This window comes from Heyndrickxia shackletonii (genome assembly GCF_001420715.1).
In the GTDB taxonomy this organism is placed as follows: Bacteria; Bacillota; Bacilli; order Bacillales; family Bacillaceae_C; genus Margalitia; species Margalitia shackletonii.
Genome location: NZ_LJJC01000004.1, coordinates 1,399,524 through 1,422,708, shown reverse-complemented (window position 1 = coordinate 1,422,708; position 23,185 = coordinate 1,399,524). Strand labels below are relative to the sequence as shown.

The following is a 23,185-nucleotide window of genomic DNA, read 5'->3' as shown; positions in this document are numbered from 1 at the left end:
CTTCAATCACATCATGATTAAACGTCAGAGAATTTGCTACATGCTGCCTTGCTCCGAGGTGAACCTAATCATCCTCGAATATGCTTTGCCGCAGGAGCAAAAAACTTTGTTAGAATTAGAAATATTTTCTTAATAGTTTCTAATTTATAACAATATATTTGAAAGGATTGACCTTTCAAAACTGAACAGAACTTAAAAACGTCTTCTTATAACCACGTAAGTGGTTTTCCATTATCCTTAGAAAGGAGGTGATCCAGCCGCACCTTCCGATACGGCTACCTTGTTACGACTTCACCCCAATCATCTGTCCCACCTTCGGCGGCTGGCTCCAAAAGGTTACCTCACCGACTTCGGGTGTTACAAACTCTCGTGGTGTGACGGGCGGTGTGTACAAGGCCCGGGAACGTATTCACCGCGGCATGCTGATCCGCGATTACTAGCGATTCCGGCTTCATGCAGGCGAGTTGCAGCCTGCAATCCGAACTGAGAATGGTTTTATGGGATTGGCTTAACCTCGCGGTCTCGCAGCCCTTTGTACCATCCATTGTAGCACGTGTGTAGCCCAGGTCATAAGGGGCATGATGATTTGACGTCATCCCCACCTTCCTCCGGTTTGTCACCGGCAGTCACCTTAGAGTGCCCAACTGAATGCTGGCAACTAAGGTCAAGGGTTGCGCTCGTTGCGGGACTTAACCCAACATCTCACGACACGAGCTGACGACAACCATGCACCACCTGTCACTCTGTCCCCCGAAGGGGAACGCCCTATCTCTAGGGTTGTCAGAGGATGTCAAGACCTGGTAAGGTTCTTCGCGTTGCTTCGAATTAAACCACATGCTCCACCGCTTGTGCGGGCCCCCGTCAATTCCTTTGAGTTTCAGCCTTGCGGCCGTACTCCCCAGGCGGAGTGCTTAATGCGTTAGCTGCAGCACTAAAGGGCGGAAACCCTCTAACACTTAGCACTCATCGTTTACGGCGTGGACTACCAGGGTATCTAATCCTGTTCGCTCCCCACGCTTTCGCGCCTCAGCGTCAGTTACAGACCAGAGAGTCGCCTTCGCCACTGGTGTTCCTCCACATCTCTACGCATTTCACCGCTACACGTGGAATTCCACTCTCCTCTTCTGCACTCAAGTCTCCCAGTTTCCAATGACCCTCCACGGTTGAGCCGTGGGCTTTCACATCAGACTTAAGAAACCGCCTGCGCGCGCTTTACGCCCAATAATTCCGGACAACGCTTGCCACCTACGTATTACCGCGGCTGCTGGCACGTAGTTAGCCGTGGCTTTCTGGTTAGGTACCGTCAAGGTACCGCCCTATTCGAACGATACTTGTTCTTCCCTAACAACAGAGTTTTACGATCCGAAAACCTTCATCACTCACGCGGCGTTGCTCCGTCAGACTTTCGTCCATTGCGGAAGATTCCCTACTGCTGCCTCCCGTAGGAGTCTGGGCCGTGTCTCAGTCCCAGTGTGGCCGATCACCCTCTCAGGTCGGCTACGCATCGTTGCCTTGGTGAGCCGTTACCTCACCAACTAGCTAATGCGCCGCGGGTCCATCTGTAAGTGATAGCCGAAGCCATCTTTCAATCTTTCCTCATGCGAGGAAAGAAGTTATCCGGTATTAGCCCCGGTTTCCCGGAGTTATCCCAGTCTTACAGGCAGATTACCCACGTGTTACTCACCCGTCCGCCGCTAACTTTTAAAAGCAAGCTTTTAAAAGTCCGCTCGACTTGCATGTATTAGGCACGCCGCCAGCGTTCGTCCTGAGCCAGGATCAAACTCTCCAAAAAAGTGTTTGATATAGCTCATTATTTTCAAAAACATTGACGTTTTGTTCTGTTCAGTTTTCAAAGATCAATGTCACTTTCTTTTATAAGCGACTTTTATATCATATCATTTTCTCCGATGCTTTGTCAATTCTTTTTTAATAGAATTTTTATTGAGTTTTTATGGTGAATACCTTGAACTCTATCGGACGAATAATAATATAACATGAATTACTAATCAATGCAATACCATTTTTTCATGAATTTTTAAGCAAAAAGTTTATTGAACATACTTTGTCCTTTATATAAATATATTAGCAAAAAGCAATAATAAATGAAAGGTGTAATTTCATATGGCAGGTAATTTCGCACTTGGTTTATCCATTCTCATGACATTGTATCTCTTTTGTTGTGCAATTATGGATATGAAGCGAGAAAACAAAAGCATCTTTTCACTTCATATGATTTTAGTAATTATTATGGCTTTTGTATTCTCAGGATTAGCTTATATATTCATTTAATGATTAGATCTTCTTTTAACAGTCTTAACAGGTATGCCATCAAAAACAAAAAACAGCACACTTACGATAATGATAATTCCTCCAACAACCTGGGTCATAACGATTTTTTCATTAAATATATAATAAGCTAATATAGCCGCTCCGATAGGTTCAAAAAGAATAGCCATCGAAATCGTAGCGGTACTTATCCACTTTATACACCAATTAAAAATGGTGTGTCCTAATAAAGTTGGGAAAATGGCTAGCAGCAAAAAGTAAATCCAATCTTGAATTTGTAAATGGTAGAATGGTTCTTTCTTTATTAATATATATAGAAATAAAACAATAGAGCTTATTGCATAAACAATGAAAGTATAAGTCATTAATGAAAGCCTTTTTCGGATATTTTGTCCTATAAGTAAATAACCTGTTACAAGTGCACATGCAGCAAGAGCAATTAAATCACCAATAAGCGCTTTGCCATTAATCGCAAAATCGCCCCAGCTTATTATAAAACTTCCTAATACTGCAATTACTCCACTAGTAATAGCTTTTGCCGAAAAAGATTCTTTGAAAATCAAGAAAGTGCCGACAAACGCAAAAAGAGGCTGTAAGGTAACCAGAACGGTTGAACTTGCGACTGATGTCAGATTTAACGATTCAAACCATAGTATAAAATGAAATGCTAAAAAAACTCCCGCAATAATAGACTTTACCCAGTCTCCAATCGTAATAGTGCGGAGTTCTCTTACATTCTTCATTAAAAAAAAGGGGAGCATTAATAAAACAGTAAAAAATAAACGATAAAATGCAATAACCCCGGAATCAGCAGATGACAATTTTACTAGAATAGCAGAAGTAGATACAGCAATCACTCCAACTATTAGTGCGAAATACGGATTTATTTTCGGAGTTTTCATATTTTTCTCCTTCTATAACAATGGTGTATGTGATAAAATGACATACACCATTTTAAACCCTTTTCACATCAATTGCCATCCAATAATTTTACTTTAGTTAAACAACTATTTGCTGTTGAATCAGGGCCATAAGCGGAAATATGATTTGATCGTTTTATAATCCTTACTTTAATAATAGGGCCTTTTATTTAGAAAGGGGTTTACTTCAGTGGAAATGATAGATAATGAGATACTATTAAAGCTCGGAATCTCCGCTATTTTGGGATTAATTATCGGATTAGAGAGAGAACTTAAAAGAAAGCCACTCGGGTTAAAAACCAGTCTTGTCATTTCTATTACCAGTTGCTTACTTACGATTGTCTCTATTCAATCTGCCTATTCTTTCCCAAAATCCCATCAAGTTCCGATAGGCATGGATCCGCTTCGGCTTGCAGCACAAATCGTTTCCGGAATTGGTTTTCTTGGCGCAGGGGTAATATTAAAAAAAGGAAATGATAATATTACTGGTTTAACAACTTCTGCAATGATTTGGGGTGCAGGAGGAATTGGCATTGCTGTTGGTGCAGGTTTTTATTTCGAAGCCATTGCCGGTGTTATATTATTAATGATAAGCGTCGAAATATTACCTTCCATCCTTAGAATAATCGGTATTAAACAATTAAGACAAAAGGATATTCAAATCAAGATTATTGTTCAAGAGAAGGAAAGTATTGATAGGGTTATAGTAAACCTAGAAGCAATGCAGATTGTCTTGGAGGGTATAAGAATAAGAGATTTACAAGAAAAAGGTCATTTAATAGAGTTAAAGGCTTTGGTTGGTTTTCAAAAGCCAATTTCGGAAATTTATAATGAAATATCTAACTTGAAGGAAGTAACGAGCACTGATATCGAAATTTAGTGAGTTACTGACTTTTTATAGCCTCTAAAAACTTTACTTTTCATTTAGAATAAATTTGGTGAACCAATCAAATGGAGTGAAATCATATATACCTGGAAACACGAATAAAGCAGAAGAAAACATGGATTTTGCTGACAAAGTACTTTATATTGCTAAAAATTATGGAAGAAATCGGTTCATGTCCAATAAAAAAGCGAAGCTTCGTAATAAAGAGCTTCGCTTTTTATTCTTTCTTAATTTTTTTTGACTTTAAACATTGCGACAGTAATAAGCGTAAATGCGATAAATGCAAGCAGCGGAATAGTGATGAAACCAAGCCAGTTAATGTATTGACCAGAGCATGGAACACCGCTAGTACAAACTTGAACTTCTTTCATAAATGGCACCTTTTGTATGCTGTAATGATAGATAGATATTATCATTCCAATAATAGACAATGGCATAACATATTTATATATATTCTTATCATGATTAAAAACCGCCACCCCAAGGATAACCACTAACGGGTACATAAGGATCCGTTGATACCAGCAAAGAGTACAAGGTATAAACTTCATTATCTCACTAAAGTATAGGCTTCCTAACATTGCAATAATAGCTGTTACCCATGCGAAACCTAAAGCTTTATTCATCATCTATTTCCCCTTTGCCGCATCGTTAATCATTTTTATTAGATCCTCATATGTTTTGCCATTAAATTCTTTTCCATTAATAAAGAATGTCGGGGTTGAATTGATCTTAAGTTTTTTCACATATGAAGTGTCCTTATCCAAAGCACCTTTATAACGGTTTTCCTTAACTGCACTTTCTACCTTTTTAACATCGTCTTCATTAACAATTTCCCTTAAAGTATTTTGTAAAAAAGAATCAGTATACAAGTCTATACGTTCATATTTTTCATCTTCCGGTTGTTTTTTATAAAGCAAATCATGAAACTTCCAAAACACATCATTTCCTAATTCACCATATACTGCTTCTGAAAACAACGCTGCCGTTGTGGAATCTTTATTAATAAAAGGATAATTCATAAAGTAGAATTTCACTTTTCCATTATCCACTAGTTTTTTTATTGTTGCTGGATAAACATTTTCCGTAAAGTTTTTACAGACAGGGCATTTATAATCGCCAAATTCAACAATATTTACTGGAGCGTCACTTTTACCAAGGTACGGCTGATTTTTATAGTTGAAATCAAATTCAGCATCGTTTTTTCCAGTTAATTTACTTAATAAGATCAATCCAATGATACAAATCACCACGAGGCCAATTACCCAATAAAAAAAAGTTCTCGATGAATGATTTGCATTTTTCGGTTTGCTCATTTGTTTTGCCATTATTTCACCTCATAGATATATTTCTGGATATAGGTTGTTATTCTTGTAATTTTATTAGAAGACTTCTTCTTAAATAAACCATTTCTATTAAATCATACTATAATTTCATAGCAAAAGTGTAATTCCTTTTCGTTTTTCGTAAAATCTCCACATCCGTTTAAGTAACTTTATGTTAGTTACTTTATATTAATAAGTAAACGGAGTCAAGTAGTTATCATAGTATTTATACGACCACACAATAAAAAAGGACCAAACTAAACGGTCCTTTTTTATATTATTTATCAAGTTTTACGGAGATTGCCGGAGAAGAATACACTTTCAAGCATCCTTCCAAATCTTTCTCTTTTAATAACCCTAAATGAATAGCTGATTTAATTTTTTCCTCATCAGGACGTTTCACAATTTGTATCAAATCATTAAAGTTAAGTTCTTCTAATCTTTGCACCGTTTCTATTTCATCATACTTTTCCGTTTTTCTAATCAGCCTTTGTAATTTATAGTTTCCAATTTTGATTTGTCCTTTTGAATGGAGACCGATATTTTGATCAAAATAAAGATGGAAAGCTTTTTTATATTCTTCCATTTTACTTTCTATTTCCTTTTTCTGCTGGCTCCATTCAAAGTATTGAGTCACCATTTCTTCTGTTATAAGTTGGTCGAATTGTTTACTCATTCCCTTTCCTCCATTTATACTAGATAATTCATCATATGGGAAAAGGTAAATAAATATGACGAACAAAAAAGAGAACATATCATATACGTGTATGAAAACAAATGGGATCAATATTGACTGTAGCGCTTGTAAGTCTCCTCAAAAATATTCGAACAATGTTATTGCAGCAAAAGTAGTTTCAAGCTAAACTAAAAATAATAGTCAGTCATTATAATGGCCGCTTCAATACATTTACAAAATGCTTCTGGCATTAGGTATTGTATTTAAGCGGCATTTTTATTTGACTTACTAAAATAATAATAAGGAGGGTATAGATGTCACAGTTTGAAGAAAAGTTTAAAAAATGGCACCAGGATAATATTACAAATGAAAAAAATCATAGAAGGCGTGAAATTTTAGAAAAAGGGTTGGGGCATGGGACAATGGAATTCCTTCGATTGGTTTGGTTCCCTGTTGTTGGAAATTTCGATCACTTGCACCCTGAATGGGAGGTACAGGATTTCAATAATGGATATCGTTACCTCGATCTTGCCTATATGCCTGGACAAGCGAAAGGAGGAATTGAAATTCAAGGATATGGCCCTCATGCTAGGGACCTTGATGTAAGACGCTTTAAAGATTTATGTTGGCGACATTCATTGTTAGCGCTTGATGGCTGGACATTCCTACCTATTGCTTATTTATCTATTCAAGATGAACCAAAGAGATGCCAACAACTTATATTATCTTTCATTGGGAAATTCACCTCTATAGATGTACCATCTCAATTGTCTTGGCTCGAAGCAGAAACGGTGCGATTTGCTCATCGTTTGCTGCGTCCGTTCACTCCTATTGAAGTTGCTAATCATCTTAGAATTAGTGATCGCCATACCAGAAGAATTTTGCGTAAACTTGTTGATTTACAAATTCTTGCTGTTGCAAGCGGAAAAAAGCGAGCCCGGACTTATAGCCTCGTTTTACCTACAATATATTTACCACAATGTTGACTGCATTATATGCGGACACACGTTCCGCTATTCCCTTGAAATACTGTATTTTCATAATGTTAACGGACTCTCATTCCGTTATTGTATGCAAATCACCGTAAAAGATTCGCGTTTATACACAATAACGGATCTTGTGTCCGCTAATACCCGGATTCTACCCCTTTTGTCACAAATAACGGAACCTCTGTCCGATTGGAAAGTATTCTCCCTATTTTCCGGACACACGTTCCGCTATTCCCTTGAAATACTGTATTTTCATAATGTTAACGGACTCTCATTCCGTTATTGCATGCAAATCACCGTAAACGATTTGCTTTTTCACACAATAACGGATCTTGTGTCCGCTAAACTCCAATTTTACGCCTTTTGTCACTAATAACGGAACCTCTGTCCGATTTAGAGAGTAGTAACCCTAGATTAAAAAAACGACATCCTTCCTCGTTTTTACGAGAAATAATGTCGTAATAAAAATAAATGGAGCATAGGGGGATCGAACCCCTGACCTCTTGCATGCCATGCAAGCACTCTCCCAGCTGAGCTAATGCCCCTTATATCACTATATTTAAAATTATAGTAGTTTTTGTAAAAACTTCAAGTGTATTTTTACGAAAGAGTTATACACTCTTCCAAATGAGGAAATAATGAAAATCCAAGGAGCTGATGAAATGGTTCAGCATATTTATTTTCGTTTTCTTCGTTGGCCTTTGATTATGAAACTACTTCTTCTAATATTCGGATTAATTATTTCGTTTGGGATTGCCGTTCATTACGTGGAGCCTAAGCAATTTCCGACCATTTTTACCGGTATCTGGTGGGCGGTCATTACAACTGCAACGGTTGGATATGGGGATGTTTACCCCGTAACAGTAAAGGGGAGGATTTTAGGAATTCTTCTAGTCCTTACCGGTGCAGGAGTTGTATCAGCTTATTTTGCCTCTATTGCAGCAACGACCATTCGAATTCAAAATGCGGCAATGAAAGGAACAAAAATGTTTACAGGAAAAGATCATATTATTATTGTAGGGTGGAATGGACGCTCCAAAAATGTCATTGACCAATGGCTCAGCTTAGACAAGCGCCAGTCTATTGTTTTAATCGATGATACATTGGATGTTAATCCATATCCTACTCATCAGGTGCATTTTATAAAAGGAAAGGCTTCTGTTGATGAAACACTGCAAAGAGCCTGTTTAAAAAAGGCCAAATACATATTAATTACTTCTGATCAAAATGAAAATGAATCTCACGCCGATATGGGATCCATTTTAATTTTACTTGCTGTAAAAGGATTCCATCCTGATATATACTGTGTGGTGGAAATTTTGATGAATGAAAATGTGATTAATGCAAAACGTGCTGGTGCAGATGAGGTGATTCAAACAAATGCACAGTCAAGTTATGTAATGATGAATTCATTATTATCCCATGGTATGTCAGATACAATTTTAATGATGTTAGACCACATTAAAGGAAACCATTTAAAGTATATCCCGATTATGGAGGAATGGAATGGGAAGCATTTTGAGGATATTAGCTCTATGTTAAAGGAAGAAAGAAAACTCCTTATTGGCCTAAAAAGAGGGGGCGAAACCATCATTAATCCCCCTATGCATTTCCATATCTTATCTACTGATCAATTACTTGTTATTTCAAATTAATTCTAATGTAAAATATTTTCTAACTCGCGGACAAGCTCTTTTCCAAAGTCAATATATTTTTTGGGAGTATCTGCATCCTCATCCTTTGGTTCAGCAAATTGATCAAAGGATGCAGATACGTTTCCTGAACCGGTATAATCATCAAGATCATTTTGATATACATGTGTTAAGATAAACGGTGTTCCCAATTCTACAATAGCACCGTCAGAATCTAACGCACCTTCGATTGGTCTAAACGGTACCCTTAAAAACTGATATCCATCATCATCTGCCATTTTAAAATCAAAATAACCCTGATCATAATCCCATCCGCCGCCAATCGAATAACCAATTGGTTTTAACTCTTGTTCCAGCTTATATAATTCGAATTGCTTCCCTTCTATTTTTGATGGAATTCTATACATAAAATAGCCACTCCTTTGTTTTTTATAGTTTTCCAAAGGGGCGGCTATATATTCCTTGTTAAAATAAATAGAACTGTTTAGTGTTACAAACCATCATTATTTACTTCAATCTTTTTTCCAATTCACTTTTCTTTTCCTCAAAACCTGGTTTACCGAGTAAAGCAAACATATTTACTTTATAAGCTTCTACTCCCGGCTGATCAAATGGATTGACACCTAATAAATATCCGCTGATAGCACAAGCCTTTTCAAAGAAATACACAAGATAGCCGAAAGTATAGGCATTCATTTCCGGAATTTCCACAACTAAGTTCGGAACCCCGCCATCTGTATGGGCTAAAAGCGTTCCTTCAAATGCTTTGTTATTTACAAAGTCGACTGTTTGCCCAGCAAGGTAGTTTAGTCCATCAAGATCATTTTGTTCCTTTTCAATCGTGAGCTCATGACGTGGCTTAGAAACCTTAATGACAGTCTCAAATAAATCACGACGGCCTTCTTGAATGTATTGTCCTAATGAATGCAAGTCTGTTGAAAAGTTTGCAGAGGATGGGAATATACCCTTTTGATCCTTTCCTTCACTCTCGCCAAATAATTGCTTCCACCATTCGGAGAAATATTGTAATCCAGGCTCATAATTAATGAGCATCTCGATTGTTTTCCCTTTATTGTATAGGATATTCCTAACTGCAGCGTATTGATAAGCAAGGTTATTTTCAAGCTCCTCTGCTCCGAAATCATTTCTTGCTTGTGCTGCACCATTCATCATCTCTTCGATGTTCGCACCACTTACTGCAATTGGAAGTAAACCGACAGCGGTTAAAACGGAGTATCTGCCACCTACATCATCAGGAATAACAAAGGATTCATACCCTTCCTCATTCGCAAGTGTTTTTAAAGCTCCTCTTGCCTTGTCCGTTGTTGCGTATATGCGTTTCTTTGCATTTTCTTCTCCATATTTTTCTTGGAGTAGTTTTTTGAATACCCTAAATGCAATGGCTGGTTCCGTTGTTGTTCCAGACTTAGAAATCACATTGATAGAGAAATTTTTATCCTCTAAAAGATCCATCACATCTTTCATATAAGTTGAGCTTATATTATTTCCTAAAAAGATGATTTGTGGTGACTGGCGTTTTTCTTTCGGAAGAGCATTATAGAAGCTGTGATTTAGCATTTCTATTGCTGCTCTTGCTCCTAAATAAGATCCGCCAATGCCAATGACAAGCAAAACATCTGAGTCATTTTGGATTTTCTCAGCAGCCTTCTGAATACGAGTAAATTCATCTTTATCATAGTTTACTGGTAAATCAATCCATCCTAAAAAGTCATTTCCTGCACCAGTTTTATCATGCAAAGAATGATGGGCTGTTTTTACTGCATCTTTTAAGTATGTAAGCTCATGTTCTCCAAAAAAAGTTAGTGCCTTTGAATAGTCAAAGCGAATGTGTGTCATATTTAATTCCTCCTTTTCAACTCTCACTGTTTCACTTTATCGAAAGAAAGCTTGTATTTCAAGAATCATATACTATATTTTCATCCTTAAACTTAAGTCTTAGTATGAATAAAATTTATGAAGTAATGCATCCTATTAGTGAATCATTATAAAAAGGAGGAAAAAGGATGAGTGCCGTTCAAAGAATCGCATTAGTATTTACCATTATTGGCGCTATTAACTGGGGTCTCATCGGTTTTTTTCAATTTGATTTAGTAGCTGCAATTTTTGGGCATGCAAGTGCCTTAACGAGGATTATATATGGTATTGTTGGAATCGCCGGACTCATCAATCTTGGTTTATTATTTAAGCCTAATCCAGAGATTGAGCGCTCGGAAGCTAGGACACCAACAAGGTAAAATTAGAAAAGCAACTCCTGCAATATAGGAGTTGCTTTTCTAATTTTTATAAAAAATATCGTATTCTTAGACCCATCCTCTAAATTTAGAGGCCTCTGCCGCATTACGAAGGCCAACCATGTAGGCTGCCAAGCGCATATTAATGCGGCGTGTTTCTGCTGTGTTATACACGTTGTTAAATGATTCAACAAGCTTTTTCCGAAGCTTCTCATTTACTTCTTCTTCTGACCAGTAATATCCTTGATTATTTTGCACCCATTCGAAATAAGAAACCGTTACACCACCTGCACTCGCAAGTACATCAGGTACTAGCAATACACCATTATCACTTAAAATTTTGGTTGCTTCCATCGTGGTAGGGCCGTTAGCTGCCTCTACAATAATAGATGCTTTTATATTATGTGCATTTTCGGCGGTGATTTGATTAGAAATGGCTGCTGGAACAAGAATGTCACAATCAAGCTCTAAAAGCTCTTTATTTGTAATGGTATTTTCAAATAGAGTTGTTACTGTACCAAAGCTATCACGACGATCAAGCAAATAATCGATATCTAAACCATCAGGATCATGCAAAGCACCATATGCATCAGAAATTCCAATTACTTTTGCTCCATAATCATGCAGGAATTTTGCCAAGAAGCTTCCCGCATTACCGAACCCTTGAATAACTACCCGGGCATCTTTTAAATTGATGCCTCTTTTTTTAGCAGCCTCCTCAATACAAATGGTTACACCTTGAGCCGTTGCCTTTTCACGTCCTTCTGATCCACCTAAAACTAATGGTTTTCCTGTAATAAACCCAGGAGAGTCATTCTCACGTAAGCGGCTGTATTCATCCATCATCCATGCCATAATTTGTGAGTTTGTATAAACATCTGGAGCAGGAATGTCTTTTGTAGGGCCAACAATTTGGCTAATTGCCCTTACATACCCGCGGCTAAGCCGTTCAATCTCACTCATAGACATCGTTCTTGGATCACACACAATTCCACCTTTACCACCGCCATAAGGAAGGCCAACAATTCCGCATTTCAAGGTCATCCACATAGAGAGAGCCTTCACTTCATCCTCATTTACTTCAGGATGAAAACGCACCCCGCCTTTTGTAGGGCCTACTGAATCATTGTGTTGAGAACGATATCCTTGAAATACTTTGACTGTACCATCGTCCATTCTTACAGGAATTCTTACCATCAAAACACGTAATGGTTCTTTTAAAAGCTCATACATTTCATCATTAAAGCCTAATTTTACTAGTGCCTCTTTTATAATTTCCTGTGTTGATGTAAATAAATTCAGATTCTCTTCCATCGATTTCGCCTCTTTATAGTAAATAATCGTGTGACGCTTGTATTGTACCATTTAGGCTCTTTTCTTATATTTTGTTGCGGTTGTATACAAAGACTCTTTGTTACAACCAATTTGGGTTAAAAAATGAATAAACTTTATAAGAAAAGATGCCCCGAAACCATCCTATTTCGGATGACGAAAAACAACTATTAATAAAAACAGTCTACCATTAAGATAATACTTTTTTAATCCGTTCAATTGCCCAATCTAAATCTTCCTTAGAAATGACTAGTGGAGGGGCAAATCGGATTACATTTTCATGCGTTTCTTTACATAACAGCCCTTCAGCCTTTAGTGCTTCACAATATTTACGAGCAGGTTCGTCTAACACTACTCCAATAAATAGCCCTTTTCCGCGAACCTCTTTAATCATTGGATTTTGAATTTCTTTCAGTTTTGCCATAAAATATTCACCAAGCTCTAAAGAACGATCAGCAAGATTTTCATCCATTAAAACGTCGAGTGCTGCAATGGACACTGCACACGCTAGTGGATTTCCACCGAAAGTAGAGCCGTGGGAACCAGGATTAAATACACCTAAAATGTCTTTATTCGCTACCACACATGAAATAGGAAATACACCGCCACCCAAAGCCTTGCCCAAGATATACACATCTGGTGTTACCTCTTCCCAATCACAAGCAAATAATTTTCCTGAACGGCATAATCCTGATTGAATTTCATCGGCAATAAATAATACGTTATTTTCCTTACATAATTCATATGCCGCTTGTAGGAATCCTGCTGGCGGAATAACAATACCAGCTTCCCCCTGGATTGGTTCAATTAGAAATGCTGCAGTGTTTGGAGTAATAGCTTTTTTCAATGCATCAATATCCCCGTAAGGAATTAATTTGATTCCGGGAAGCATTGGACCAAAGCCTCTTTTGTATTCCTCATCTGATGATAAAGAAACCGCCGTCATCGTTCGGCCATGAAAATTACCTTCGCATCCAATGATTTCAGCCTGATCCGGAGCTACACCTTTTACATCGTATGCCCAGCGGCGTGCCGCTTTAACAGCCGTTTCCACTGCTTCAGCGCCTGTATTCATCGGTAATACCATGTCTTTATTTGTTAACTGGGACACTTTTTCATACCATGGTCCAAGCTGGTCACTATGAAATGCACGAGAAGTTAAGGTTACACGGTCCGCTTGCTTTTTCAACGCATCAATAATTTTCGGATGACGGTGTCCTTGATTAACGGCGGAGTATGCACTTAACATATCCATATATCTATTTCCCTCAGGATCCTTGACCCAAACGCCTTCTGCTTCTGAAATAACAACTGGCAGCGGATGATAATTATGGGCACCAAAGTTTTCTGTTTGTTCAATTAGTTGTTGTGATTTTGTTAGAGTTTTCAAATTAGTATCCCCCATTCGTTATATAAGTGGAGCCTCTCTAATAAGAAGGTTCCTATTTTCATACACCAGGAAATTATAAAATTTAACCTTGTGGATTACTTTAAAAAAATAGTCTGCGTCTAGCTTCAGCGTCTATAGGCTATCGGATATATTGTTCTCCCCTCTTGATAAGTAAAGAGTGCGAAATCCGTAGTGCCCGCGCATGATTAAAGCATTTCAGATGTAGTTTTACCTTGCATATGAAGTACTAAATAATCTGGTCCTCCAGCTTTTGAATCCGTACCTGACATGTTGAAACCTCCGAATGGCTGGTAGCCTACAATTGCACCTGTACAACCGCGGTTAAAGTACAGATTACCAACCTGAAAGTCTTCGCGAGCTTGTTCGATATGTTCTCTATTATTAGAGATAACAGCTCCTGTTAAACCATATTCTGTGTTGTTGGCAATTTCAAGAGCATGAGAGAAGTCTTTTGCTTTAGAAAATGCAACAACAGGACCGAAGATTTCTTCTTGCATTAAACGCGCATTAGCATATAGGTCAGCGAAAATCGTTGGCTGAATGAAGAAACCTTTTGAATCATCACCTTCTCCGCCTGCAAGCAATCTGCCTTCTTGTTTGCCAATTTCAATATAGCTTAGTATTTTATTATATGCAGCTTGGTCAATAACAGGTCCCATGAAGTTTTTATCATTTGTCGGGTTGCCTACTGTTAATTCTTTTGTTAATTCAACTGCTCGGTTTAGAACTTGATCATATACATCCTCCACTATTACAGCACGGGAGCATGCGGAACATTTTTGTCCAGAAAAGCCAAATGCAGATGCAACAATCGATTGTGCTGCAAGCTCAAGATCAGCTTCTTTATCTACAACAATCGTATCTTTTCCGCCCATCTCAGCAATTACTCGTTTCAACCAAATTTGTCCTTCGTTTACTTTTGATGCACGTTCGTAAATTCTAATACCTACATCACGAGATCCTGTAAAGCTTACGAATCTTGTTTTCGGATGATCCACTAAATAATCTCCAACTTCTGCACCGCTTCCTGGTACAAAGTTTAGTACACCTTTTGGAAGGCCTGCTTCTTCTAAAACTTCTACAAATTTAGCTGCAATAATAGGTGTTGTTGAAGCTGGTTTTAAAAGAACTGTATTCCCTGTTACAAGTGCGGCCACAGTTGTACCTGCCATGATTGCAAATGGGAAGTTCCATGGTGAAATGACAATACCAACACCAAGAGGGATATAACCGAAACGATTATATTCACCTGGACGGCTTTGAACAGGAATACCGTCTTTTAAACTTAACATTTGACGACCATAATATTCCAAGAAATCAATACCTTCAGCTGTATCTGCATCTGCTTCTTTCCATGGTTTACCTGCTTCTTTCACCATTAATGCAGAAAATTCATGCTTACGACGGCGAACGATTGCCGCAGCCTTGAATAAAATATCTGCTCGTACTTCCGGTTTTACTTTTCTCCAAGTTTGGAATGTTTCATATGCTGTTGTCATTGCTTTTTCAGCAAGATCTTTATTTGCTTTGGACACGCGTCCAATTACTTCTTCCTTATCAGCAGGGTTAACAGATACAATTTTATCATCCGTTGTGATTCTTTCTCCGCCTATAACGAGTGGATAGTCTTGACCTAAATAGCTTTCCACTATGCTTAATGCTTCTTGAAATGACTTTTTATTTTCTTCATTATTAAAATCTGTAAGTGGTTCGGTTTTGTATGGAATCATTCATCTTCCTCCTTTTATAGGCTTATTTTTTGCTTTTTCAATCTTATCCGCAAAAAATATTTGCATTAAGAAAACCCTTACAATATAATAATGCAAAAATATATTGCATTTTTCAAGTCTTTTTCAATAAAAAAATTTTAGGGGGATTCAGATGGATAATGAAACCTTATTAACAATCTATAAGAATGTTATAGATTACTTAGATGTAGGAGTTCATGCGATTGATCAAGACGGCAAAACAGTTATTTATAATAATAAAATGATGGAAATAGAAGGAATGGACATTGAGGATGTCCTGGATAAAAACATACTCGATGTTTTTCAATTTTTCCAAGGGGAAGGAAGTATTTTATTACAAATATTAAAGTCCGGAGAACCTATTTTTAATAACAAACAAACGTATTTTAACAATAAAGGAATGGAAATAAATACTGTCCATAGTACGTATCCTATAAAAAAGGACAATGTAACAATAGGGGCAGTCGAAATTGTTCGTGATGTTACTAAACTAGAAAGAATCCTTGGCAGTAAGCTTCTAAAAAATGAATTTGGCGCATATACCTTTGACCAATTGGAATTTAATAAATGGTTTCCAAAAGAAGTTATTCAAATTGCTAAACTGGCTTCTTCGATGTCTTCGCCGCTGTTTATTATCGGCGAACATGGAACATACAAAAATATTATTTCTCAAAGCATTCATTATCATAGTTCCGTGCAAGGGAAATTTTATTCCCAAAATTGTACGGAACTTACCGGTGCTTTTATAGAAAAATTATTATTTGGTGAAAAAGAACTAGCCGGGATTCTTGAAATGGCTGACGGGGGTACTCTGTTACTAGAGGAAATTCATTTATTGCCTCTAGATATCCAATCTACGTTACTTAGTTCATTAAAAAATCAAAGAGTAAGGCGGCTTGGTGAGAAAGAGGAAAGATCTTTTCATGTAAGAATTATTGGCAGTATAAGCGATGACCCCATTAAGACAATTGCAGAAGGAAAATTGTTAAAAGATCTTTATTATTTTCTAAGTCAGTCATCCATTGTTATTCCTCCATTACGAGATCGGAAAAACGACATTCCTGAACTGGTGAACTCTTTTATCAAAAAATATAACGACAGATTCCAAATGAATGTAAACACCATTTCAAAAAAAGTGCTGAATGAATTTATTGAATTTGATTGGCCAGGTAATATTAAGGAATTAGAACATGTTATAGAAAGCACTATGAAGTTAATGAAGGATGAAGAAATGATCGAAATCCACCATTTGCCGACTAATTTCACTCACAAAACAGCAGAGGAAAATGAGTTCTTATTTCAAAAAGATAGGGAGATAAAACCTCTCGAGGAATATTTACAGGAGGCCGAAACTTACTATATTCAAAAAGCATTACAATTTCATGATTACAATATCACCAAGACTGCCAGCGCTCTGCATATGAGCAGGCAAAATTTGCAATATCGCTTAAGAAAGCATGGGATTGTGAAAAAATAAATCCAGGCATGAAGCCTGGATTTTATTTTCGTTTAAATAAGCACCAGTGCCTGCTAACGGATGAGCAAGGCGCTTACGCTTTTGTTCTATTATTTCTTAATTAAATCTTCACGTTCAGATTGTGAAATCCACTCTTGTAATTTTTCTTTTAAAGTATTAAAACCTTCTGTAGGTTCCTCTGTTTTTACACTCGCTTGACGACGACGTGGTTTAGAAGGTGCCTGTGCAGCTTTTGGCGCTTCTTCTGTTGCACGAATAGACAAGCTTATTTTTCCGCTCTCTTCATCAACAGAAAGTACCTTTACTTTAACTTCATCTCCAACGCTTAAATGATCGTTAATATCTTTTACAAATCCGTGCTTAATTTCAGAGATATGAACTAAACCTTGAGTATTTTCATCTAGTGCAATAAATGCGCCATATGGTTGAATACCTGCTACTTTTCCAGTTAATACTGATCCAATTTCATAATTTGTTGTCATGGAATCACTCCTATTTTCTTATTTATTTCTCCTGTATATACGCAATAAAAAATTATATCATAACAGTTTATATGACGCAAAAATAAGCCCTTATTATCAAAAGTGCAAGTACCTTAATCATTGGCAACCGAATAAGTGAAATTCGAGTGCCAATGTAACTTTCGTAGTCTTCGATATAATTCTTAGGAATCAGAAGGACGAGTCGATGCCATGAAGTGCAAGGAAAATACATAAAAATGCACTTACCGATAGGCGTTGTGGTCAGTCAAAGACTACAATAGTAAAATATTCTGTTTATGAACCTTTTTTCAAATTAAACGGAACATTTGGAACAAAAAGTTCAAGATTCTAAATAAATGACAATGAAATGATTGTGGTACAATATAAAGAAAAGGTTTAGATTTGGAGGAATGTACTTTGGCTTCATTTGCAGAAAATCTAAAATTTTACCGTGAACAAAGAAATATGACACAAGAAGAATTAGCTTTAAAGGCGAGATTAGGTACGGCTGTGATAGAAAAATATGAATCTGGTGATCAAGTTCCAAATACAGAAACAATCTTCAAGCTTTCCACCATTTTAGATGTTCCAGCATCATCCCTCTCAGGAGAAGGCCAATCATAATTTAATTTTGGAATAATTTTTTTCATTACCTAGTTTAACATTAGCAGTATTTGGATATGCTTATACTACAAGGCTTTCTGTTAGTGGAGGCTCAGGTAACATTGGGCTAAAACTACACTAGTATTCCCCCTTTTTATTTTATTTTTTGACGAGACAAATTTGCCTCGTCCTTTTTTTTGCATAAATTTCTTCTCTGAACTGTCCGTTCTCCAGACAAATGGACCAACATGCTGTCGGTCCATTAGCGTCACTTATTTCCCATATCTTTTCTAATCTTTTCTTCTATTTGCTGCGCTTTTGTTAACTGTTTTTTATTTACCTTTAAAATAATGATAAACGTAATGACTGCAAGAATAGCGAAAATGGATAAGGAAATAAAAGCCGGAATATATTCTCTCTTATCCTCCGGAAAATATAAGAATAGGTTTAATACCATTGCATGTAAAGGGTTAAACATTTCCTAACTCCCTTTCGATTAAAAATAATATCATCATAATAGCCTTTATCTATTATATCAACTTCTTATATTGAAAACCAATAGCCGGGATTTGACAACTTTATTAAAAAATATCAGTGCAATAGTTTGCTGGCACGACATGTAAATGTACGCCAACCTAATCTTTTTCCGATCAGATTCACCCTCATAAAGGCTTGTTCAAGCAGGTTGACTGGCAATATATTTTTTGTACAAAAAAAGCTGCCAAAATGACAGCCTTTTACCTTATTTTAAAACAGTAATTTTTTCAATTACAACATCTTCTTCTGGTTTATCACGCATATTTGTTTTAACCGAAGCAATCTTATCGACTACATCCATTCCTTCTACAACGTGGCCAAACACAGTGTGACGGAAATCTAGCCAAGGGGTGCCGCCATTTTCCATGTATGCATTTATAATTACTTCCGGATATCCTGCTTGTTCTAATTGTCCTTGCATCCTTGAATCCGTTTGTTTACTTTGTACGATAAAAAATTGACTTCCATTTGTATTTGGCCCGGCATTTGCCATTGACAATGCTCCGCGTAAATTAAATAGCTTCTCAGAAAACTCGTCTTCAAATGTCTCACCGTAAATACTTTGTCCGCCTGTTCCATTTCCAGACGGATCCCCGCCTTGAATCATAAAGCCATCAATAACACGGTGGAAGATAATTCCTTCATAATAGCCATTTTCACTATGAGTTAGGAAATTTTCAACTGTCTTCGGTGCCAGGTCAGGAAACAATTTTATTTTAATACTTCCCATATTTGTCTTCATTTCAACGAGCTTTTCGTTTTGTAGTACTTCCTTTGTTAATTGAGGATATGTATTTTGTTCTGTCATTTTCAAACTCTCCTTTAATGTATGTCGTACTTTCTTCCCCTACTTTACTAGAATTTTGTCCTTAAGCCAAGTCTCCATACCATTTCTTTGCTTTTTTTGAAATTTCCTTTCATAATATTAATATAGTTCCACTTGAATTAAGCGGAGGAGATTTATGATGCAGACCGGTGAAATTGTAACTTTTTTTAATAAAACAGGGAAATATGTTGGTGAAATCACTGCATGTCACCCGGATCGCTACTTAGTAAAAACATTAGCAGTCTTAAAGCATCCGATGCAAGGTGATTTACATCATCCAAAAGAAACAGACGTGCCTTTTTTCCATGAGAGAAAAGCATTAGCATTCCGAGAGCAAACGAATATTCCATTAAAAATGGTAAAGCCTTTCGATGGCGAAGTTCCGGATTATAGTAAATCCTTACAAGACGCTTTTAATAAGCTTTACGATGAATTAATGTCAGCTAATACCCCTTTTAGTCTAAAAAGTATCGAGTGTTTGGAAAACATTTTAAAAGAATACGAAACAATGTACTCCATCAAACGTTGAAACACGAAAAGCAAGCATTTGCATATGAAAAAAGACAACCTATTTTCGTCCATTCGAAAAATGGTTGTCTTTTCTTTTACTTTTTCTTTGGAACAACAGCCATAGTGCATCTTGAGATGCAAATTAAATTTTCTTCTTCGTCTTTAATTTGAATTTGCCAAACCTGTGTGCTTTTCCCTTTATGTACAACCTCCGCTGTTGCGGTTACTACTCCATCACGTTTTGATCGGATATGATTCGCATTAATCTCCAGCCCAAAACAAATTTCATTTTCTAAATCTATTAAATTCGCAGCGCCAACGCTTGCAACCGTTTCTGCTAAGGCAACAGACGCCCCTCCATGCAAATAGCCAAAAGGCTGACGTGTATGATCATTGACTGGCATAGTTGCGACAACTTTACCTCCGACTATTTCAATAATATCAATACCAAGAGCTTCCATTAACGTATTTTTCATTTCCATCATTACTGCCTCCTTCTGAGTATATTTTTATGTATTCTTTTAATGTATTCAAGGATATCGCTAAAAAACCCTTTTCATATTTCATGATTTTCATCATATGTATAAAAGATGAATGATAACAGGGAAGGGATGAAAGGATGAATAGGTATCCGTTTCATTATTATCATGTATATCCCTTAATTCCTAAATATACGTTTCCACATCGTCAATTCCTTCCAGTAAATCCAAAAATGTTTATGGACTCCGCTAAAAAAATGGACCCGCTCTTAAAGGATGCTGAGGTGTTAATGAGGCATATATCCAGTACAGAAGCATTTGCAAAAAAATTAATGAATGCTGCTCAACAATCAAATTTAAATGAGGTTAACCAGATGATTGCTCAAACAGGGATTAAAAGCAAAGCTGACATTCGCTTTAATCCAAGCGGACTCATCCTTATTCTATCCAGAAAAAATGACCCATTAGATTGCTGTCATGTGGAATTACGTGTTAGGTGGATGTAATTAAAAAGCAAGTATCAATCAGAGTATATCCTTACTCTGATTAATACTTGCCCACCTTTTAATAATATGGTCCATAGCCTCCATACGGTGGATAAGGATAGCCTCCTCCAGGGTATGGGTATCCTCCATAAATTGGAGGACGCGGTCTAAATAATGCACTTCCGATTAAACCTCCAACAAATCCGCCAAGAAGCGGTGCACCGAAAAATAACGGGAATTGTCTTTGCTGATAAGGGTCAGGTCCATGATGATAATAATTCAATTTAGGTTACCTCCTTTTTTCTCCTATCATCTATACTATATGCATACGCACAAAATTGGACTGGGCACAAGCCCGTGCTCGATATGAACAAAACGCTCAAGCGCCGCAGCTCTAGTATACGGATGACTGAAATTAGCACTTCAAATATCACCTAGTGAAATTGGCAATTGAAATTTCACCTGATGTTTTACCCGCAAAGAGGAGACGGAGGCGATTAAAAAAAGGAAGCCTGGTGTTTCATTGGCTTCCTTTGAATATTAAATCATTTCAAATCGTTCCACTAACAAGGCGAGCGTACGAACCATTACACCTGTTGCACCAGCAGGTCCTAATTCATGCTCCTGATTGGTTGTGGCTGTTCCTGCGATATCAAGATGTACCCACGGAGTATCCTCTGCGAATTCACCGACAAAGCCACCACCCATAATCGCATGTCCTTCACTGCCTGGTGAATTATTTAAGTCGGCAATTTTACTGTTCCGAATCCGTTTTTTGTCATTTTCTGTATATGGAAGTAGCCAAATGAATTCCCCTGCTTCAAATGACGCTTCTAATACTTGCTCATAAAATGCTTCATTGTTTGTCATTGCACCTGTTTTATCCAGTCCAAGGGCTGTAATAACACCGCCGGTTAATGTGGCAACATCCACTATATAGCCTGCTCCATGGTGCTTTGCATATGTAACTGCATCCGCTAATGCTAAGCGTCCCTCAGCATCCGTATTTAATACTTCAATTGTTTTTCCATTCATGGAAGTAATAACATCATCAGGTTTGAAGGCGGATCCGCTAATCATATTGTCTGTTGATGGAATGACAGCGACCACATTTTGTTCTGGACGCAATTCACCAATGACTTCCATCGCACCTAAAACAGCTGCGGCACCACCCATATCCGTTTTCATCCCGACAATTCCAGCTTTTGTCTTTAAGGAATAACCACCCGTATCAAAGGTAATCCCTTTTCCAACAAGTCCGATTACATCCTTCCATTCTTCTTTTCCTTGATATTTGAGGACAATCATTTTCGGCGGTTCCACAGAACCTTTATTAACGGCTAAAAGTGCACCCATACCGAGTTTTTCCATATCCTCTTTTTCAAGAATTTCTACATCGAATTCATATTTTTTAGCAAGTTCCACTGCATAATTAGCTAAATCGGTTGCAGTCAGCATATTTCCAGGTAAATTCACTAATGTGCGCGCAGAATTAGTAGCATTACCATACACAAAACCGACTGTTAAGGAGGATTCGATTTCCCCTTTGTCATACTCACTATAAATACTTAATTTTTCTATATTTTTTTCAGGTGCATTTGATTTTTGCTTGTATCCTTCAAACTTATAAGTTGCAAGTGCAAATGCTTCACTTAGAGCGTGGGATGCATCTTCATGGGAGATTTCTTCCGTAATAAAAGTATCGAGTGCAATAGCTGCCTGCTTTATACCTAATTTATTTACCTCTTTGAACGTTTTCCCAAATGCTTGCTTCAAATCATCAAAGCTTAATTTTTTCTCTTTTCCTAGTCCAACAAAGAATACGCGTTTTGCTGCGATTTTTCCAAGTGTATGTACTTTTGATACTTCTTTAAGTTTAGCAGAAATATCGCCTGATTTTACAAGCTCTGTTAATTGACGGTCAAATTTAAGATCTAATTCTTCCAATATTCCAGAGAATTTTTCCGGCTGGTCCTTCAGCCCAACAATAATACATTCTTGTTCATTTTCAAAAGGATTTTTGTTTTCATATTGAAACATCCTTAATCACCCCCATTTCATTATAAAGGAATGCATAGGTTATTTCGAATATTAAATTCCTTTTGTCAGAATTTAAAGAACGGGGAAATGGACATAACTTAGTACATTTTGAGGTGCTAGTATGAGGATTAATTCTATTTGTCCCAGATATACCTAATTATTAACCTATTTAGACTCCTCTATTCTTGGCTGAGTAGGTAATAATTCTGGTGTTGCCCGAATTTAAACCTGCCGTGTTTAGGACCTGATTTATCAATTAGAATGAAAAA

Annotated in this window: 24 protein-coding genes, 1 tRNA gene and 1 rRNA gene; 9 read left to right on the top strand and 17 right to left on the bottom strand. The window is 37.1% G+C overall.

The annotated features are described in order from the left end of the window. Window positions 1-241 precede the first annotated feature (241 nt). Window positions 242-1,792: ribosomal RNA gene (locus tag AN964_RS06670) — 16S ribosomal RNA — on the bottom strand. Between the two features lie 329 nt (window positions 1,793-2,121). On the opposite strand from AN964_RS06670, the gene AN964_RS26285 reads away from it, so the two are divergent. Further along, on the top strand, window positions 2,122-2,289 hold the full coding sequence (locus AN964_RS26285) for a hypothetical protein (protein WP_161809219.1): 168 nt from the start codon (window positions 2,122-2,124) through the stop codon (window positions 2,287-2,289). Here AN964_RS26285 and AN964_RS06665 read toward each other — a convergent pair. Continuing rightward, window positions 2,286-3,188 (bottom strand): DMT family transporter, encoded by a 903-nt coding sequence (locus AN964_RS06665; RefSeq protein WP_055738950.1) that lies wholly within the window; start codon window positions 3,186-3,188, stop codon window positions 2,286-2,288. The genes AN964_RS26285 and AN964_RS06665 overlap by 4 nt on opposite strands. Before the next feature lie 214 nt (window positions 3,189-3,402). Between AN964_RS06665 and AN964_RS06660 the strand changes: the two genes are divergently transcribed. Further along, window positions 3,403-4,086, top strand: coding sequence for an MgtC/SapB family protein (locus AN964_RS06660; RefSeq protein WP_055741164.1), 684 nt, complete (start codon window positions 3,403-3,405; stop codon window positions 4,084-4,086). 233 nt (window positions 4,087-4,319) lie between these two features. Here the strand turns inward: AN964_RS06660 and AN964_RS06655 are convergent, their stop codons facing one another. The 3 genes from AN964_RS06655 to AN964_RS06645 form a co-directional block, all read right to left on the bottom strand. After that, the gene (locus AN964_RS06655; RefSeq protein ID WP_055741163.1) at window positions 4,320-4,718 is read right to left on the bottom strand and encodes a disulfide oxidoreductase; all 399 of its coding nucleotides are present in this window, start codon (window positions 4,716-4,718) and stop codon (window positions 4,320-4,322) included. Window positions 4,719-4,721: 3 nt separating this feature from the next. After that, window positions 4,722-5,420 (bottom strand): DsbA family protein, encoded by a 699-nt coding sequence (locus AN964_RS06650; RefSeq protein ID WP_055738949.1) that lies wholly within the window; start codon window positions 5,418-5,420, stop codon window positions 4,722-4,724. 274 nt (window positions 5,421-5,694) lie between these two features. Beyond that, window positions 5,695-6,093, bottom strand: a complete 399-nt coding sequence (locus AN964_RS06645) for a hypothetical protein (protein ID WP_055738948.1) — start codon at window positions 6,091-6,093, stop codon at window positions 5,695-5,697. 314 nt (window positions 6,094-6,407) lie between these two features. Between AN964_RS06645 and AN964_RS06640 the strand changes: the two genes are divergently transcribed. Further along, the gene (locus AN964_RS06640; RefSeq protein WP_055738947.1) at window positions 6,408-7,079 is read left to right on the top strand and encodes a hypothetical protein; all 672 of its coding nucleotides are present in this window, start codon (window positions 6,408-6,410) and stop codon (window positions 7,077-7,079) included. A gap of 475 nt (window positions 7,080-7,554) precedes the next feature. On the opposite strand, the gene AN964_RS06635 is transcribed toward AN964_RS06640, so the two are convergent. After that, window positions 7,555-7,627, bottom strand: a tRNA-Ala gene (locus AN964_RS06635). 93 nt (window positions 7,628-7,720) lie between these two features. Here AN964_RS06635 and AN964_RS06630 point away from each other — a divergent pair. After that, window positions 7,721-8,737, top strand: a complete 1,017-nt coding sequence (locus AN964_RS06630) for a potassium channel family protein (protein ID WP_235950727.1) — start codon at window positions 7,721-7,723, stop codon at window positions 8,735-8,737. Window positions 8,738-8,739: 2 nt separating this feature from the next. Here AN964_RS06630 and AN964_RS06625 read toward each other — a convergent pair whose 3' ends face one another. Together AN964_RS06625 and AN964_RS06620 are read right to left on the bottom strand one after the other, a co-directional pair. Beyond that, window positions 8,740-9,141, bottom strand: coding sequence for a YugN-like family protein (locus AN964_RS06625; protein WP_055738946.1), 402 nt, complete (start codon window positions 9,139-9,141; stop codon window positions 8,740-8,742). Between the two features lie 100 nt (window positions 9,142-9,241). Continuing rightward, window positions 9,242-10,591, bottom strand: a complete 1,350-nt coding sequence (locus AN964_RS06620; protein WP_055738945.1) for a glucose-6-phosphate isomerase — start codon at window positions 10,589-10,591, stop codon at window positions 9,242-9,244. A 167-nt stretch (window positions 10,592-10,758) separates the two neighbouring features. On the opposite strand from AN964_RS06620, the gene AN964_RS06615 reads away from it, so the two are divergent. After that, entirely contained in the window at window positions 10,759-10,989 is a 231-nt protein-coding gene (locus AN964_RS06615) for a DUF378 domain-containing protein (RefSeq protein ID WP_055738944.1), read from the top strand. A gap of 66 nt (window positions 10,990-11,055) precedes the next feature. Here the strand turns inward: AN964_RS06615 and AN964_RS06610 are convergent, their stop codons facing one another. The 3 genes from AN964_RS06610 to pruA all read right to left on the bottom strand — a co-directional run bounded on the left by AN964_RS06610 (window position 11,056) and on the right by pruA (window position 15,459). After that, window positions 11,056-12,300, bottom strand: a complete 1,245-nt coding sequence (locus AN964_RS06610) for a Glu/Leu/Phe/Val family dehydrogenase (RefSeq protein WP_055738943.1) — start codon at window positions 12,298-12,300, stop codon at window positions 11,056-11,058. Between the two features lie 208 nt (window positions 12,301-12,508). Then, on the bottom strand, window positions 12,509-13,723 hold the full coding sequence (locus tag AN964_RS06605; RefSeq protein WP_055738942.1) for an ornithine--oxo-acid transaminase: 1,215 nt from the start codon (window positions 13,721-13,723) through the stop codon (window positions 12,509-12,511). Window positions 13,724-13,914: 191 nt separating this feature from the next. Continuing rightward, window positions 13,915-15,459, bottom strand: a complete 1,545-nt coding sequence (pruA, locus tag AN964_RS06600) for an L-glutamate gamma-semialdehyde dehydrogenase (RefSeq protein ID WP_055738941.1) — start codon at window positions 15,457-15,459, stop codon at window positions 13,915-13,917. A gap of 151 nt (window positions 15,460-15,610) precedes the next feature. Here pruA and AN964_RS06595 point away from each other — a divergent pair, with 151 nt between their 5' ends. Further along, window positions 15,611-16,954 (top strand): sigma 54-interacting transcriptional regulator, encoded by a 1,344-nt coding sequence (locus AN964_RS06595; RefSeq protein ID WP_055738940.1) that lies wholly within the window; start codon window positions 15,611-15,613, stop codon window positions 16,952-16,954. Window positions 16,955-17,043: 89 nt separating this feature from the next. Here AN964_RS06595 and yugI read toward each other — a convergent pair whose 3' ends face one another. Next, window positions 17,044-17,436 carry a S1 domain-containing post-transcriptional regulator GSP13 gene (gene yugI, locus AN964_RS06590; RefSeq protein ID WP_055738939.1) on the bottom strand — a complete coding sequence of 131 codons (393 nt, stop codon included), beginning with the start codon at window positions 17,434-17,436 and terminating at the stop codon, window positions 17,044-17,046. Between the two features lie 417 nt (window positions 17,437-17,853). Here yugI and AN964_RS06585 point away from each other — a divergent pair, with 417 nt between their 5' ends. After that, entirely contained in the window at window positions 17,854-18,060 is a 207-nt protein-coding gene (locus tag AN964_RS06585; RefSeq protein ID WP_055738938.1) for a helix-turn-helix domain-containing protein, read from the top strand. Between the two features lie 247 nt (window positions 18,061-18,307). On the opposite strand, the gene AN964_RS06580 is transcribed toward AN964_RS06585, so the two are convergent. Both AN964_RS06580 and AN964_RS06575 read right to left on the bottom strand, forming a co-directional pair. Beyond that, window positions 18,308-18,517 carry a hypothetical protein gene (locus tag AN964_RS06580; RefSeq protein ID WP_126649482.1) on the bottom strand — a complete coding sequence of 70 codons (210 nt, stop codon included), beginning with the start codon at window positions 18,515-18,517 and terminating at the stop codon, window positions 18,308-18,310. Between the two features lie 264 nt (window positions 18,518-18,781). Next, entirely contained in the window at window positions 18,782-19,384 is a 603-nt protein-coding gene (locus AN964_RS06575; RefSeq protein WP_055738937.1) for a peptidylprolyl isomerase, read from the bottom strand. 157 nt (window positions 19,385-19,541) lie between these two features. Between AN964_RS06575 and kapB the strand changes: the two genes are divergently transcribed. After that, complete coding sequence (gene kapB / locus AN964_RS06570; RefSeq protein ID WP_055738936.1) at window positions 19,542-19,931, top strand: kinase-associated lipoprotein KapB; 390 nt, start codon at window positions 19,542-19,544, stop codon at window positions 19,929-19,931. 76 nt (window positions 19,932-20,007) lie between these two features. Here the strand turns inward: kapB and AN964_RS06565 are convergent, their stop codons facing one another. Next, a complete protein-coding gene (locus AN964_RS06565; RefSeq protein ID WP_437177111.1) occupies window positions 20,008-20,388 on the bottom strand; it encodes a PaaI family thioesterase in 381 nt (126 codons plus the stop codon). Between the two features lie 143 nt (window positions 20,389-20,531). Between AN964_RS06565 and AN964_RS06560 the strand changes: the two genes are divergently transcribed. After that, the gene (locus AN964_RS06560; protein WP_055738934.1) at window positions 20,532-20,897 is read left to right on the top strand and encodes a YuzC family spore coat inner layer protein; all 366 of its coding nucleotides are present in this window, start codon (window positions 20,532-20,534) and stop codon (window positions 20,895-20,897) included. Between the two features lie 58 nt (window positions 20,898-20,955). Here the strand turns inward: AN964_RS06560 and AN964_RS06555 are convergent, their stop codons facing one another. Both AN964_RS06555 and AN964_RS06550 read right to left on the bottom strand, forming a co-directional pair. After that, window positions 20,956-21,159 carry a hypothetical protein gene (locus AN964_RS06555; RefSeq protein WP_055738933.1) on the bottom strand — a complete coding sequence of 68 codons (204 nt, stop codon included), beginning with the start codon at window positions 21,157-21,159 and terminating at the stop codon, window positions 20,956-20,958. A gap of 257 nt (window positions 21,160-21,416) precedes the next feature. Beyond that, window positions 21,417-22,916, bottom strand: a complete 1,500-nt coding sequence (locus AN964_RS06550; protein WP_055738932.1) for a leucyl aminopeptidase — start codon at window positions 22,914-22,916, stop codon at window positions 21,417-21,419. Window positions 22,917-23,185 lie beyond the last annotated feature (269 nt).